5 protein-coding genes are annotated in these 15,598 nt (G+C 75.0%); all 5 read right to left on the bottom strand.

Translation table 11 applies throughout. From position 1 onward, the window contains the following. Window positions 1-215: 215 nt before the first annotated feature. A complete protein-coding gene (locus ACN9M0_RS37250) occupies window positions 216-1,529 on the bottom strand; it encodes a methylaspartate mutase (protein WP_366042901.1) in 1,314 nt (437 codons plus the stop codon). Beyond that, window positions 1,526-1,936, bottom strand: coding sequence for a cobalamin B12-binding domain-containing protein (locus ACN9M0_RS37245; RefSeq protein WP_366042900.1), 411 nt, complete (start codon window positions 1,934-1,936; stop codon window positions 1,526-1,528). Before ACN9M0_RS37245 ends, ACN9M0_RS37250 begins: the two co-directional genes overlap by 4 nt. A 163-nt stretch (window positions 1,937-2,099) precedes the next feature. After that, a complete protein-coding gene (locus ACN9M0_RS37240; RefSeq protein ID WP_426405088.1) occupies window positions 2,100-2,315 on the bottom strand; it encodes an MbtH family protein in 216 nt (71 codons plus the stop codon). After that, complete coding sequence (locus tag ACN9M0_RS37235) at window positions 2,312-9,457, bottom strand: amino acid adenylation domain-containing protein (protein ID WP_426405087.1); 7,146 nt, start codon at window positions 9,455-9,457, stop codon at window positions 2,312-2,314. Before ACN9M0_RS37235 ends, ACN9M0_RS37240 begins: the two co-directional genes overlap by 4 nt. A gap of 558 nt (window positions 9,458-10,015) precedes the next feature. Beyond that, window positions 10,016-15,571 carry a condensation domain-containing protein gene (locus ACN9M0_RS37230; protein ID WP_426405086.1) on the bottom strand — a complete coding sequence of 1,852 codons (5,556 nt, stop codon included), beginning with the start codon at window positions 15,569-15,571 and terminating at the stop codon, window positions 10,016-10,018. Window positions 15,572-15,598: the final 27 nt, after the last annotated feature.

Raw genomic sequence — 15,598 nt, 5'->3', positions numbered from 1 at the left:
CTCCTGTTCGGTGGGTCACGGGCGGTGCGGACGGCGAGCGGGCGGTGCGGACGACGAGCAGGTGGTGCGGACGACGAGCAGGTGGTGCGGACCGCGAGCGGGTGGTGCGGACGACGAGCGGGCGGTGCGGACGACGAGCAGGTGGTGCGGACCGCGAGCGGGCGGTGCGGACGACGAGCAGGTGGTGCAGACCGCGAGCAGGTGGTCCCGGGCGTTCAGACGGTCAGCGGGGTGGCCTGCGGGCGGTCGTGGTCCTCGCCGTCGTCGCGGTGCCGGGGGCTGTCGTAGTGGTCGGCGACGTGGTGGAGGGCGGCGAGCAGCCCGGCCGAGGTGAGGGGGGCCGCGTCGGCCGCCGTGTCCGGGCGGATCGGCATGGCGCCGGTGCGGGCCCAGCGGAGGCGGCCCTCGGGGTCGACGAACCCCAGGGAGCGGCCGGCGTTGTCGGGGTGGAGGCAGAAGGGCACGTCGAGCAGCCCTCGTTCGAAGGCGGCGGGCAGGGCCCGGGACAGGTCGGGGTGGAGGCCGAGGACGGTCTCGACGAGGGTGCGGGCCTCCTGGTACACCTCGCCGTCCCCGGCGTCCGTGGGGCCGGGTGCCGGGGGCCCGGCGAGCGCGGCGGCCGCGGCGGCGGTCTCCAGGGCCCGGACGTTCTCCTCGACGGTGGGGATGCGGTGGGCCTCCGCGGTGGTCTTGACGATGAGGCGGCCGGCGCCGGAGCGCACGGCGAGGCGGGCGGACGCCTCCAGGAGGCGGGTGGCGCCCTGCTCGGTGCGCGGGTAGACGCCCATGTACGTGTAGAGGACGACGTGGTGGTCGATGTCGCCGGGCAGGAACTCGGCTGCGAGCCGGTGCAGGGCGCGCAGGGCCTCCTCGTCCTGGGCCGGGTGGGTCTGCTGGGCGTAGCTGAGCGAGACGCTGCGCAGCCCGTACCGGACGAAGAACAGGCACTCCAGGAGGCTCGTGGCGACCAGCAGGGCGGGCGGGCAGAGCTGTCCGAGGAGGCAGCCGCCGAAGCTCTCCAGGTGGGGTACGGCGCCGGGGCGCGCGCCGGTGGCGAGCAGTTCGCAGGCGCGGGCCCAGGCGGCGACGGACTCCCGCAGGGGGGTGCGGCCGTAGGGCAGGCAGTAGGAGACGGGGCCGCCTTCGGTGGCGTCGAGGCCGGCCTCGGTGAGCGCCCGGACGATGGCGAGGGGGCGGGCGGAGCCATGCCGGACCTGTACGGGGAAGTCGGCGTCGTGGAGTCCGTCGAGGACGGCCCGGGTGGTGGCCGGGGAGTGTGCGGCGATCGGGTAGCCGTTGAGGCGGCTTCCCTCGGCGACGGCGGCGCGGGCGGCGGCGAGGTCGCCGACGCGGGTGTAGCTGTCGACGGTCAGGGTGCCCGCGGTGTGGGCGGTGGCGGCCCTGGTGCTCGCGAGTCCGGCCCGCATGCGGGTGGGGTCGCCGAAGCCCATGCGGGGCTGGACGACGAGCCGGCCGGCGGCTCTGGACTCCGCGACGAAGCCGCCGAAGTCGGGGGCCGGGGCGGTCAAGCCGGCACCTCCCTGCGGGCGCGGGCGGCGAGGAACTCGCGCAGGGCGTCCAGGTCCTCGCCGAGCACGGCGTCGCAGCCGGCCTCGGTCAGCCGTGCCACGTCCGCCTCCTGGCGGTGTCCGACGACGCCGAGCTTGCCCCCGAGCACCACGGGGAGGCCGGCCAGGGCGGGTTCGGCGCGCAGCCCGCGGACGGCGGCCAGTCCGTCGCGGTAGCCGTGCCCGTTGACACTGCTGAGCACGACCGCGTCGGGCGCGTGCCGCAGGCAGCCGGCGACGAGCAGCTCGGCCGGGGCGCAGGGACCGAGCCCGACGACCTCGTAGCCCTGTTCCTCGAGGAAGAGACGGAGGTACACGAGATTCCATGTGTGGGAATCCGATGCGGTTCCGCTCAGAAGTATCTTCATGTGTCGAGGATAGATTTCCGGGGATTCCGGAAGGGGAAGTAGGACCGGCAGCACGGACCGGCACTTTCGCTCCGGAATTTCCACTCCGTCACCTTGCCGGCGGGAACGGGAAAAGCGCCGTGCCCCGCATCGGCTGCGGGGCACGGCGCTCGGCCGGGGTGGGTCAGGCGTACTGGGCGACGAGGCTGCGCGGGCGGATGTCCGTCCAGTTGGTGGTGATGTACTCCAGGGCGTCGCCGCGGTTCCCGGCGCCCCAGACGCTGGTCCAGCCCGCGGGGATGTCCGCGAAGGCGGGCCACAGGGAGTGCTGTCCCTCGTCGTTCACGACGACGTGGAAGGTGCCCTCGGCGTTGTCGAAGGGGTTCACGGACTCGCTCATGACTGGCTCCTCGTTTCTTCTTTCTGAAGCGCGGAGAGTTTCTCCGCGACTATTCTTCCGATTCTTTCGAGAGGTTCCGGTTCGGCCATCTGGAGATGTCCGCATTCGACGGTGTGGTTGTCGACGACTCCGTCGGTGAAGGGAATCCAGGTGGCGGCGAGAGCGCCTTCCCGCTCCCCCGGTCTGCGGGCGGTGAAGAACACCGTGTCGGTGTCGGCGACGCCCGGCACGTGACGTGCCATGAGAGCGGCGTGGGTCTCGGAGGCGCGGAGCACCGCGCGGAGTTCCGCGTCGGAGAATCCGGCGAGGACGGGGTCCTCGCGGCGGATGTCCTCCATCGCCGTGGCGAGGTCGCCGGGATCCGCCGGTGCGGCGGCCGCCGTCCGCTGCTCGGGCGGGAGTACGGAGACGCTGCCGGGTCCGGTCTGGTGGACGTCGAGGAGCGCGAGCAGTTCGACGCGCTCGCCGGCCTCGCGGAGCCGTACCGCCATGGTGTGGGCGACGAGGCCGCCGTACGACCAGCCGAGCAGCCGGTAGGGGCCCCAGGGCTGGATCCGCCGGATCTGCTCCAGGTAGCCGTCGGCCATCTCCTCGACGCTGCGCGGCCGGTGGTCGGGTTCGCTCAGCGCGCGGGCCTGGAGCGCGTACAGCGGCTGGTCGTCGCCGAGATGACGGGCGAGGCCGGCGTAGGCCCAGCCGACGCCCGTACCGGGGTGGACGCAGAACAGCGGGCGGCGGGTGCCGCCGGTGCTGAGCGGGAGCAGGACGCCCAGGGCTGCGGCCGCGCCGTCGCCGTCGTCCTCGGACCGGCCGAGGAGTCCGGCGGGGGTGGGCAGGCGGAACAGGTCGCGGACGGTGCGCTCGATGCCGAGGACACCGCGGACGCGGTTGACCAGGCGGACGCCGAGCAGCGAGTGGCCGCCCAGGGCGAAGAAGTTGTCGTCGATGCCGACCCGGGGCACGTCGAGGATCTCGGCGAACAGCGCGCACAGCACCTCCTCGCGGGCGTTCCGGGGCCGGCGCCCGCCCTCGGCGGCGGGCCGGTGCGGGGCGGGAAGGGCCGTGCGGTCCGGTTTGCCGTTGACGGTCAGCGGCAGGGCGTCGAGGACGACGACGGCGGACGGCACGAGGTGCTCGGGGAGCGTGGCGCGCGCCTCGGCGAGCAGCCCGGCCTCGGTGACCGCCGCGTCGGCGCGGGGGACGACGTAGCCGACGAGGCTCTTCTCGCCGGGCCGGTCCTCGCGCACCACGACGAGCGCCTGGCCGACGGAGGGATGCGCGGCGAGGGCCCGCTCGACCTCGCCGGGTTCGATCCGTACGCCACGCAGCTTGATCTGGCCGTCCGCCCGTCCGAGGAACCTGAGTTCGCCGGCGGGCGTCCACAGGACGCGGTCGCCCGTGCGGTACATGCGGCTGCCGTCCCGCTCGAACGGGTCGGGGACGAACCGCTCGGCGGTCAGACCGGGCCGGCCGACGTAGCCGCGGGCCACGTGCGAGCCGGCGATGTACAGCTCGCCGGGGACGCCCGGCGGGACGGGGCGCAGCGCGTCGTCGAGGACGTGGCTGCGGGTGTTGTCCATCGGCCGGCCGAGGTGGAGCCCGGTGCCCCGCAGCGCGCGCTCGCCGGTGCCGAACCACTGGTTGTGGGAGGCGAAGGTGGTCTCGGTGGGGCCGTAGGAGTGGACGAGGACGGTGTCCGGGCAGTGGGTGAGGACCCGCTGGACGGCGGCCGGGGCGGCGACGTCGCCGCCGGTCCACACCTCGCGGAGCAGCCGCAGGGTGTCCAGGCCCTCGTCGGCCATGACGTGGAAGAGTCCGACGGTGAAGTACGCGGCGGTGACGCCGTGTTCACGGACGGCGCGGGCGGTCTCGGCCAGGTCCGTGCCGTCGCCGGGGGTGACAACGAGGCTGCCGCCGTTCAGGAGCGGCACCCAGATCTCGAAGACGGAGGCGTCGAATCCGGTCGCCGAGTGGACCAGCATCCGGTGCGGTCCGCCGGCGCGGACGTCACGGTCGGCGGCGAGCTCCACCACATTGCGGTGGGTGACGCCGACGCCCTTCGGCCGGCCCGTCGAACCGGACGTGAACATCACGTACACGAGGTCGTCACCGGTGGCACGGGGGTCCTCGCCGAGGGGCTCGCCCGCGCCGGGCGCGTCCACGAGCACCAGGGCCGGGGCGGCGACGTGCGGCGCGTGCCCCGAGTCCGTCGCGACCAGCCGCACCCCCGCGTCCTCCACCATCAGGCGGAGCCTGGCCTCCGGCAGCCGCGGGTCGAGCGGGAGGTAGGCGGCGCCGCACTTCAGGACCGCGAGTGCGGTCACCACCAGGGGTGTGCCGCGTTCGAGGAGGACGCCGACGGTGTCGCCGCGGCGCACCCCGGCGGTCCGGAGACGGGCGGCGAGAGCTCCGGCGCGGGCGTCGAGTGCTCCGTAGCCGACGGTCTCCTCGCCGGTGATCAGAGCGGGCGCGTCAGGAGTGCGTGCGGCCCGGCGGGCGATCAGCCCGTGGATCGTGTCCGGGGCGGCGGGGACCACGGATGCGGTGTCGTTGTACTCGGTGACCAGCCGGAACCGGTCGGCGGCGGTGAACAGGGCGACGTCCCCGATCCGTACCCCGGGATCGGCGGCCGCGGCCCGCAGGGTCTGCTCCAGGTGGGCGGCGAGCAGGGCGGCGGTGGGGGCGTCGAACAGGTCCGTGGCGTACTCCAGGCCGCCGGCCAGGCCGGCGGGCCGCCCTTCCGCGTCCCGCCGCTCCCCCAGGGCGAAGGTCAGGTCGAACTTGGTGGAGACGGTGTCGAGGAGCGCCGGTCCGCCCTCCTGGAAGAGGCTCTTCGCGGCGGCCGAGCCGGGGACGTCGCCCGTGTAGTCGTGGTGGAGCTGGACGACGATCTGGGCCAGCGGGTGGTGGGCGGTGGTGCGGACCGGGTTGAGGTGCTCGACGACCCGGTCGAAGGGGAGTTCCTGGTGCCCGTACGCGGCGAGGTCGGTCTGCCGGACCCGTTCGAGGAGGTCGGCGAAGGTGGGGTCGCCGGAGGTGTCGGTGCGCAGCACCAGGGTGTTGACGAAGAAGCCGACCAGGTCGCCGAGCGTCTCGTCGTCCCGTCCGGCGGTCATGGTGGCGAGCGGCAGGTCGGTGCCCGCGCCGTGCCGGGTGAGGACGGCGGCCAGGGCGGCCTGGAGGACCATGAAGAGGGTGGCGCCGCTGCGCCGGGCCAGGGCTTCGAGGGTCTGGTGGGTGGCGGCGTCGAGGGTGACGGGGGCGCGTCCGCCGCGGTGGGTGGCCTCGGCGGGGCGGGGGCGGGCGGAGGGGAGTTCGAGGACGGCGGGAGCGCCGGCGAGGTTCTTCTCCCAGAAGTCCAGGTGGGCTTCGGCGGCCGGGCCGTCGATCAGGTCGCGCTGCCAGAGGGTGTAGTCGGCGTACTGGACGGGCAGCGGGTACCAGCTGGGGTCACGGCCTTCGACGCGGGCGCCGTAGGCGGTCGCGAGGTCGGCGAGGAGGGGTCCGGTGGACCAGCCGTCGGCGGCGATGTGGTGGACGAGCAGGACGAGGACCTGTCCGCTCCCGTCGTCGGGGATGACGAGGGTGGCCCGCAGGGGCGTCTCCTCGGCCAGGTCGAAGACGTGTCCGGCGGCTTCGGCGACGGCGGCCGGCAGCCGGCCGGCGGGGACGGACCGTACGTCGAGGGCGGGCCGGACGGCGCGCAGGATCTCCTGGTGGGGTTCGCCGTCGATGGTCCGGTAGCGGGTGCGCAGCACCTCGTGCCGGTCGGACAGGTCGGTGAGGGCCTCGGCGAGCGCGGCGGCGTCGAGGGGCTGTGCCGGCCTGAGGACGAGCGGGATGTTGTAGGAGGCGCTGGGGCCTTCGAGGGTGTCGATGAACCACAGCCTGCGCTGGGCGTACGACAGGGGGATGTGTTCCGGCCGGTCCGTACGGGGGACGGGCCGCGGGCGCGCGGGTTCCGGTGCACCGGGCGTGCCGTCCGCGTCGGGGGTGGTGGAGCGGTCGGCGATGCGGCGGGCGAGGGCATCGGGGGTGGGGGCGAGGAGCAGGTCGCGGACCTGGACGTCGGCGCCGAGGCGGGCGCGGATCCGGTTGGCGAGGCGTACGCCGCTCATGGAGTGGCCGCCGATGGTGAAGAAGCCCTCGTGGGGGCCGACCTGGTCGAGGCCGAGGACCTCGGCGAACAGCTCCCGCAGGGTGTCGGTGTGGGCGGCGGGCGGCTCCGTGCCGGTGCGTGCGGTCGCCTCGTCGGCGGCCTCGGCGGAGCGCGCGGCGGTGCGGGCGCGCCGTTCGTCCAGGGCGTGGCGCGCGTCGGGGTCGACGAGGCCGGTGTCCGGGATCCGCGCCTCGGGGTGCCCGGCGGCGGCGCGCAGGGCGCGCTCCAGGGCGGCGAGCAGGATACGGGCGGTGTCCTCGTCGAGGACGTCGCGCGCGTACTCCAGGCCGCACCGCAGTCCGGCGGGGGCGCCGTCGGGGTCCCGGAGCTCCTCGAAGGCGGCGGTGAGGTCGAACTTGGTGGTGGCCGGTCCTTCGCCGGCGAAGCGGCCCTCGATCGGGCCGAACCGGAAGGGGCCGCCGTCGGGGCCCGTGGTCCGCAGGGTGAGCATCACCTGGAAGAGCGGGTGGACGCCGGGCGTGCGGGGCGGGTTGAGGTGCTCGACCAGGAGGTCGAAGGGCAGCCGCTGGTGAGCGAAGGCGGCGAGGTCGGTGTCCCGGACCCGCCGGAGGAGATCGGTGAAGGCGGGGTCGCCGGAGGTGTCGGTCGGCAGCACGAGCGTGTTGACGAAGAAGCCGACGAGGTCGTCCAGGGCCTCGTCGTCGCGCCCGGCGACGGGGGTGCCGAGGACGGTGCGCTCACCGGCTCCGGCCGCGCGCAGGGCGAGGGCGAGCGCGGCCTGCAGCACCATCAGCAGGCTGGCGTCGTGCTCCTCCGCGAGGAGGGCGAGCCGCGCGTGGAGGTCCGGTGCGAGGATGGCGGTCACCAGGCCGCCGTCGTGGTCCCGTACGGCGGGCCGGGGGCGGTCGAGGGGGAGGTCGGTCGCGGCCGGCAGGCCGTCGAGGGCGGCGCTCCAGTGGGCGAGGCCCCGGGCCACGACGGAGTCGGGGTCGTCACTGTCGCCGAGGAGGTCGTTCTGCCAGAGGGTGTAGTCGGCGTACTGGACGGGCAGCGGCTCCCGTTCGGGGGCGCGGCCCTCTGTGCGGGCCGCGTAGGCGTGGGCGAGGTCGGTCATCAGCGGTTCGAGGGACCAGCCGTCGCCGGCGACGTGGTGGAGGAGCACGGCGAGGGTCGCACCGGGGCCGTCGTCCGGCAGGAACAGGGCGACGCGCAGGGGGAGTTCGCGGGCGAGGTCGAAGGTCTCGGCGGTGAACGCGGCGACGCGCGCCGCGAGTTCCTCCGCCGGGCACTCGACCGTGCGCAGCCGGACGGCGGTGGGGGCGAGGACGTGCTGGTACGGCTCGTCCTCGGGGGCCGGGAACACGGTGCGCAGCACCTCGTGCCGTTCCACGACGTCGGCCACCGCGGCGGCGAGCGCGGCCCGGTCGGGGGCCGTGTCCAGGTCGAGGACGATCGGCATGTTGTAGGCGGCGGACGGTCCGTCGAGCTGGCCGACCAGCCACAGCCGGCGCTGCGCGTGGGAGAGAGGGACCCGGTCCTCGGCGGGCAGGGGTTCCTCGTCGACGACGGGCAGGCGCGGGTCGGCGGTGCGCAGCGCCTTGCGGTTGATCTTTCCGGAGCTGGTACGGGGCAGGGCGACGACGATCGAGACGGCGGGCACGGCGGCGGCCGGCATGAGCGCGCGCACCCGGTCGCGGAGCTCCTCCGCGCCCGTGCCGCCCTCGGTCACCACGAACGCGACGAGGCGCTTGACGCCGTCGCCGTCCTGCTGGGCGACGACGGCGGCCTCACGGACCTTCGGATGGCCGGCGAGGACGGAGTCGACGGCGGCGGGGTCGATGCGCTGGCCGCCGATCTTCACCTCGTCGTCGAGGCGGCCGTGGTACAGGATCTGGCGGTCCTCACCGATGGTGACGAGGTCGCCGGTGCGGTAGGCCCGTTCGCCGTCCAGCTCGGTGAAGCGGCGGGCGTTCAGCTCGGCGCGGTGGAGGTAGCCGCGGGTCAGGCCGCCGCCGAGGAGCCAGAGTTCGCCGTCGACCACGGCCGCGCGGACGCCGGGCAGCGGCCGGCCGATGGGGATGGGACCGGAGTCGTGCCGGCTGAGGTCGGCCACGGTGGCCACGACGGTGGTCTCGGTGGGCCCGTAGCCGTTGAGGAGGCGGACCCGGTCGCCGGCGAGGCCGCGCCACTGGGCGACGCGCTCGGGCAGCGCGGCCTCGCCGTAGATCATCACGGTGCGCAGGCTGTCGGGGAGGCGGACGGAGCCGGTGGTGAGGACGTAGACGAGCTCGTGCCAGTAGGCGGCGGGCAGGTCGAGGTAGGTCACGCCGTACCGGGAACAGCCGGCCAGGAGTTCGGCGACGTCGAGCATGTCGTCGGTGCGCAGGACGAGGGTGCCGCCGGCGCCGAGGGTCGTGAAGATCTCCTGGATGCTGGCGTCGAAGTGCAGCGGGCTGAACTGGAGGACCGCGTCGTCGGGGCCGATGCCGTAGGCGGGGGTCGCGCCGGCGATGAAGTGGGCCAGGGAGTCGTGGGCGACGACCACGCCGTTGGGGGTGCCGGTGGACCCGGAGGTGTAGATGACGTAGGCCGCGCCCTCTCCGGCGCCGGCACCGCCGAGAACGAGTTCGCCGTGCCGGGCGACGTCCGCGGGGGCCGGTGCCAGGTCGCCGCAGGCGTCCTTGAGGATCGCCTCGTTGCGGGCGGCCGGGGCCTGCACGTCGAGGGGCAGGTAGGCGGCTCCGGTGGTGAGGACCGCGAGGAGGCCGACGATCGCGTCGATGCCGCGGGGCCGGTGCAGGGCGACCAGGCGGCCGGGTCCCGCGCCCTGCGCGGTGAGCTGCCGGGCCCGTTCCCGTACGGCCGCGGCGAGCTCGGCGTAGGTCAGGCGGGCGTCGGCGTGGACCAGGGCGGGGGCGTCGGGGCGGGTACGCGTCTGGTGGGCGATCAGGTCGAGCACGGGCGGCGCGGGGGCGGGAGAGGGTCCGCCGTCGAGCAGGTCTTCCGTTCTGCTGGGGGGCATGCTGAGTTCCTCCGGTAAAGGGCCGAGAGACCGGGGCGAACGGTTCCTCTCGCCTCCGTGCCCTTCACGCTAGGCGCGCCGCCCCCGCTCCCCGGGCAGTCGGCCCGGCAGCTCGGAGCGGCAGAAGCGCCCTACCCGGAGCTGCCGGTCCGTCCCGGCCGGACCCTGCCGCGCGGGCCCGCACCCGGCGGGGCCTCGCCGCGTGCGCCCGCGCACGGAGCTGCCAGCGCCGGACCGAGCCACGCTCGACGGAGCCTCGCCGTGCGGGCTGGCCCGCGCCCGGCTGGGCGGTGCCCCCGCCCACCCGCCGTGTGGGCAATCGTCCCGCAGGGCGGGACGGGTGGGCACACGGGACGGCGCCTTCAGCGGCGCCTCCGCCCCCCCGTACCGACCCGCACCACGAGAGCGGCACACCAAGGGGTGCGGGTCAGGTCGTGGAAGCTTCTGGCGCCGGCAAGGGCGCCGTCCGTCGTGCCCACCCTCCCCCAAGCTCTCGGCTCCGCTCGAGCAGGGCGGACCCCCATCGCCCCGGCGGAACGCCTGCCCACAACGGGGGCGTCAGCCGGGTCGGCGGGCCCCCGCGGCCGTGCGGCGGCGCAGGGCCGGGGCGGCCGGCGGGCGGGCCGGCACCGCGGCGGACCCGGACCCGTCAGGGGACCCCTCAGCGGCCGCGTCGGCGTCCGCCGCGGCCAGGCGGAGGGCCAGCGCCGCCGCCGTCGGGTTGCGGAAGACGTCCCGCAGCGTGAGGTCCTGGCCGAATTCCGCGCGGATCCGGTTGAGCAGCCGCACCGCGAGCAGCGAGTGCCCGCCCGACTTGAAGAAGTTGTCGTCCCGGCCGACGGGGCGGCCGCCGAGGACGTCCCGGAAGACCCTGAGGAGGCGTTCCTCCCGCCCGTCCGGGCCCGCCTCCGCGCCCGGCGTCGCCGACTCGGGAAGGGCATCGGCGTGTTCGCCGGGTGCGGGCAGTCGGGGCACGGCGACGACGCGGGCCGGGGCCAGGTACTCGGGCAGCCGCTCGGCGGCCCAGCCGCGCAGCGTCGCCTCGTCGGCTCCCCCGGGGACGCGGGTGACGTAGGCGTGGAGCCGGTCGTCGCGGACGGCGACGGACGCTCCGGTCACGTCGGGATGCCGGCCGAGGACGTCCTCGACGTGTCGGGGCTCCACCGCGTAGCCGCCCGCGGTGAGGGTGGCCACGAGCCGCAGTGCCCCGTCGGCCGTGGCGTAGGCCCTCCGGCCGGTGGCGCGCAGGCCGCCGCCGGGGGTCCGTTCGTGGACCTCGCCGGGTACCCGTACCGGCGCGGGTCGTCCCCGCTCGTCCACGACGAGCTCGCGCCCGCCGGGGACCGCCGCGCCGCCGTACGGCGTCCCGGAGAGCGCGGCGCCGGGGTCGGCGGCGAACGCGTCGAGGGTCTCGGTCAGACGGCGGGCCAGGAGGGCGGCGGTGTCGGCGTCGTAGAGCGCGGTGGCGTACTCCAGGGCGCCCCGCAGGCCGGCCGGTCCCCCGTCGGCGTCGACGAGTTCGGTGAGGGCGAAGGTGAGGTCGGACTTGGCGCCCGCCGCGCTGAACGCGACCGGTTCGCCGTCCAGTACGGACGGGGCCGCGGTCCCGGTGGCCGCCGCGTGGACCTGGAGCATCACCTGGACGAGCGGGGCGTGGGCGGCGGAGCGGTGCGGGCTGAGGTGTTCGACGAGCCGGTCGAAGGGGAGGTCCTGGTGGCTGTAGGCGGCGAGTCCGGACTCGCGGACCCGGTGCACCAGGTCGGTGAAGGCGGGGTCGCCGGAGGTGTCGGTGCGCAGGACGAGGGTGTTGACGAAGAAGCCGACGAGCGGGTGCAGGGCGTCGTCCGCGCGGCCGGCGACGGTGGTGCCGATCGCGATGTCGGTGCCCGCGCCGTGCCGGGTGAGGAGGGTGGCGAGGGCGGCCTGCACCACCATGAAGAGGGTGGCGCCCGTGCCCCGGGCGCAGCGCAGCAGGGCGCGGTGGGTGGCGGCGCTCACCTCGAAGGGGGTGAGGGCGCCGGCGCCGTCGCTCAGTGCGGGGCGCGGCCGGTCGGTGGGCAGGGCGAGGAGCGGCGGCAGCCCGTCGAGGGCGGTGCGCCAGTGGGCGAGTTGTTCGCCGGCGACGCCGTGTTCGCCGTCGAGGAGGTCGTGCTGCCAGAGGGTGTAGTCGGTGTACTGGACGGGCAGCGGCTCCCAGCCGGGTGCACGGCCCTCGGCGCGGGCGCGGTAGGCGGTGTCCAGGTCGGCGAGCAGGCAGCCGGTCGACCATCCGTCGCCGGCGATGTGGTGGACGAGGAGCACCATGGTCTGGCCACCGTCGCCGTCCGTCACCAGCCAGGCCCGGAACGGGATCTCTGCGTCGAGGTCGAAGACGTATCCGGCGGCAGCGTCGACGGCGGCGCGCACTGCCTCCGGGCCGTCGGCCCGGACCTCCTGGAGTACGGGCGTCTCGCCGGTCAGGACCTGCTGGTACGGCTCCCCGTCCGCCGTCCGGTACACGGTGCGCAGCACCTCGTGCCGGTCGGCGACGTCCGCGAGGGCGGCGGCCAGGGTGGCGGGCTCGACGGGGTGGCGGAGCCGGGTCACCACGGGGATGTTGTACGTGGCGCCGGGGCCTTCGAGGCGGCCCACGAACCAGAGCCGGAGCTGCGCGGCGGACAGTGGGACGCGCGCGGGACGGAGCGCGTCGGGGACCGGACGCAGCGGGGGGCGGGCGGGTCCGTCGCCCCGTTCGCCGATGCGGCGGAGCAGCTGCCGGGGCGTGGGGGCGAGGAAGACGTCACGGATCGCGGCCTGGAGGCCGAGGGCTCCGCGGATGCGGTTGGTGAGCTTGCCGGCGAGCAGGGAGTGCCCGCCGAGCTTGAAGAAGTTGTCACCGGGCAGGACCTCGTCCCGGTCGAGGACCTCGGCGAAGAGGCCACGGAGGATCTCCTCGCGCGGATCCCCCACGGAGCGCGCCCCGGCCCCCTGGCCGTCCCGGGCTGAGGAGCGCCTTCCTTCGGCGAGGGCGAGAGCCGACGCGAGCGCGTCGTGACGGCGGTCGATGCCCCGGCGCTCCTCGTCGCTGAGCAGGTCGATCTCGCTCAGGGGCGTGTCGCCGGCGCGCTCGGCGAGTGCCGTCAGGGCGCGCCGGAACAGCGCCAGGAGGAGCCGCGCGGTGTCCTCGTCGTACAGGTCCGTCGCGTACTGGAGCCCGAGCAGCACTCCCCCGGACTCGCCGGCGGTGTCGTGCGTCTCGACGCAGTTGAAGGCGAGGTCGAACTTGGCTCCGGCGAGGTCGGCGCCCTCCGCCACGCCGGCGATCCCGCCGAGGCGGACGGCGGTGTCCTGTGCGGTCTGCGCGCTGACCATCACCTGGAAGAAGGGGTGCCTGCCGAGGGACCGTTCGGGGTTGAGGTCCTCGACGAGGAGGTCGAAGGGCAGGTCGTCATGGGCGAAGGCCGCCAGGTCCCCGTCCCGCACGCGCCGCACCAGTTCGGCGAGGGTGGGGTCCCCGGACAGGTCGGTGCGCAGGGCCAGGGTGTTGACGAAGAACCCGACGAGCTCGTGCAGGTCCTCCTCGGGCCGGCCCGCCACCGCGGTGCCCACGACCACGTCCTCGCCCGCGCCCGCCGCCCGCAGGGCGAGGGACAGCGCGGCCCGGACGAGCATGAAGAAGGTGACCCGGCGGCCGCGGGCGACACCGGTCAGCGCCTTGTGGACCGCGGCGTCCAGCTCGGCCGTCACCACCGCTCCCCGGTGGCTGGGTTCCGTGAGCCGGGGCCGGTCGGCGGGCAGCCGGGTCTCGGCCGGGATCCCGTCCAGGGCCTTGCGCCAGTAGGCCGACTGGGCTTCGCGGATGCCGTGTTCGCCGTCGAGGAGCTCACGCTGCCAGAGGGTGTAGTCGGTGTACTGGACGGCCGGCGGCTCCCAGTCGGGAGCATGGCCCCCGGCGCGGGCGCGGTAGGCGCTGTCGAGGTCGGCGAGCAGGGAGCCCACCGACCAGCCGTCCGTGGCGATGTGATGCACCGAGAGGACGAGCACGGCCGTTCCGTCCGCGACCGTGAACAGCCGGACGCGGAGCGGCAGTTCATGTGTCACGTCGATCGGAATCCTGGCGAATTCGGTCGCCCGCGCCCGCGCTTCCTCGCGCGCGGCGCACATCTCGACCTCGACCCGCACCTCCGGGTCGTCGAGGACACGCTGGTACGGCTCTCCGTCCCGTACCGGACAGACCGTCCGGAGCGCTTCATGACGGCCCATCACATCCCTTACGGCCGCCTCCAGGACGGTCGCGTCGGGCTGTGCGTCGAGGTGGAGCACCATGGGCGCGTTGTACGCCGGGGAGGAGCCTTCGAGGCGGTTGAGGAACCACAGCCGACGCTGGGCGTACGACAGGGGGACCGGGTCGGGGCGGCGCTCGTCCGGCACCGGCCGCAGCTCGGGGCGGCGGGGGCCGTCGCCCCGCAGGCCGAGGCGGCGCAGGAGCTGCCGGGGGGTGGGGGCGAGGAAGACGTCACGGATCGCGGCCTGGAGGCCGAGGGCTCCGCGGATGCGGTTGGTGAGCTTGCCGGCGAGTAGGGAGTGCCCGCCGAGCTTGAAGAAGTTGTCGCCGGAGCGCACGTCGTCGCGGTCCAGGATCTCCGCGAACAGGCCGTTCAGGATCTCCTCGCGGGGGTCCGTCACGGACCGGGACGCGGTCCGCTCGTTCCCGTGCGGCTCCTGCCGGTCGGCGGTGCGGGTCCGTGCCGCCTCGGCGAGAGCACGGTGGCGGCGGTCGAGGGCGTCGCGCTCGTCGTCGGTGAGGAGTGCGATCCTGCTGAGCGGAGTGGTGTCCCGCTGTTCGGCGAAGGCCGTGAGCGCGCGGCGGAACAGCGAGAGCAGGAGTCGTGCGGTGTCCTCGTCGTACAGATCGGTCGCGTACTGCAGCCCGAGCAGCACCCCGCCGGGCTCGCCCCCGGCGTCCAGCGTCTCCTGGCAGTGGAAGCTCAGGTCGAACTTGGCAGTGGCCAGGTCCGCGTCGTCGAGGACGGCGGGGACCGTCCCGAGCCGGACGGTCGCGTCCTGCTGCCGGGTCTGCGCGCTCAGCATGACCTGGAAGAACGGGTGTCGGCCGAGGGACCGTTCGGGGTTGAGGTCCTCGACGAGGAGGTCGAAGGGCAGGTCCTCGTGGGCGAACGCGACGAGGTCCGCCTCGCGGACGCGGTCCACGAGCGCGCCGAGGCCGGGGTCCCCCGAGAGGTCCGTGCGCAGGGCCAGGGTGTTCACGAAGAACCCGACGAGGTCGTGCAGGTCCTCCTCGGGGCGGCCCGCCACGGGTGTGCCCATCACGATGTCTTCGCCGGCGCCCCCGGCCCGCAGGGCGAGGGCCAGTGCGGCCCGGGCCACCATGAAGAACGTGCCCCGCCGGGCGCGCGCGACGGCGGCGAGGCCCCGGTGGGTTCGGGCGTCCAGCTTCGCCGAGACGATCGCGCCCCGGTGGCTGGGCTCCGTGGGCCGGGGCCGGTCGGCCGGCAGTCGCGTCTCGGCCGGGATGCCGTCCAAGGCCTTCCGCCAGTGGGTGAGTTGCTCGTACGCGGCGCTGTCGGGGTCCGCCGGGTCGCCGAGCATGTCCCGCTGCCACAGCGCGTAGTCCGCGTACTGGACGGGCAGCGGCTCCCAGCCGGGGGTGCGGCCCTCGACACGGGCACGGTAGGCGGTGTCGAGGTCGGCGAGCAGGCACCCCACCGACCAGCCGTCCGTGGCGATGTGGTGCACGAGGAGCACGAGGACGGCCGTCCCGTCCGCCGTCGTGAACAGCCTTACACGGAGGGGGAGTTCGCGCGTCACGTCCACGGGGAGCCGGGCGAACGCCGTCGCCCTGGTCTCCACGTCCTCGCCCGCGGAGCACTCCTCCACGTCGAAGCGCACGTCGGCGTCGTCGAGGATCTTCTGGTACGGCTCCTCGTCCCTGGCCGGGTACACGGTCCGGAGCACCTCGTGACGCTCCACCACGTCCCGTACCGCCGCTTCGAGGGCCGCCGGGTCGGGCGTCGGTCCCAGCCGGAGCACCACGGGCGCGTTGTAGGCGGAGGAGGAACCCTCGAGGCGGTTCAGGAACCACAGCCGACGCTGGGCATAGGACAGGGGGATCACGGTTGCTGCTCCTCGTGAGTGGCGGGG

The sequence above is a fragment of the Streptomyces sp. R-07 genome (assembly GCF_049913175.1).
Lineage (GTDB): Bacteria > Actinomycetota > Actinomycetes > Streptomycetales > Streptomycetaceae > Streptomyces.
Note: the sequence above shows the minus strand (reverse complement) of the source record. Positions and strands in the feature narration are given on the sequence as shown.

Bases quoted from the DNA above. Each gene is read 5' to 3' on its own strand.
- ACN9M0_RS37240 (WP_426405088.1), bottom strand. From the start codon at position 2,315: ATGAGCGAGTCCGTGAACCCCTTCGACAACGCCGAGGGCACCTTCCAC.
- ACN9M0_RS37235 (WP_426405087.1), bottom strand. From the start codon at position 9,457: ATGCCCCCCAGCAGAACGGAAGACCTGCTCGACGGCGGACCCTCTCCC.
- ACN9M0_RS37245 (WP_366042900.1), bottom strand. From the start codon at position 1,936: ATGAAGATACTTCTGAGCGGAACCGCATCGGATTCCCACACATGGAAT.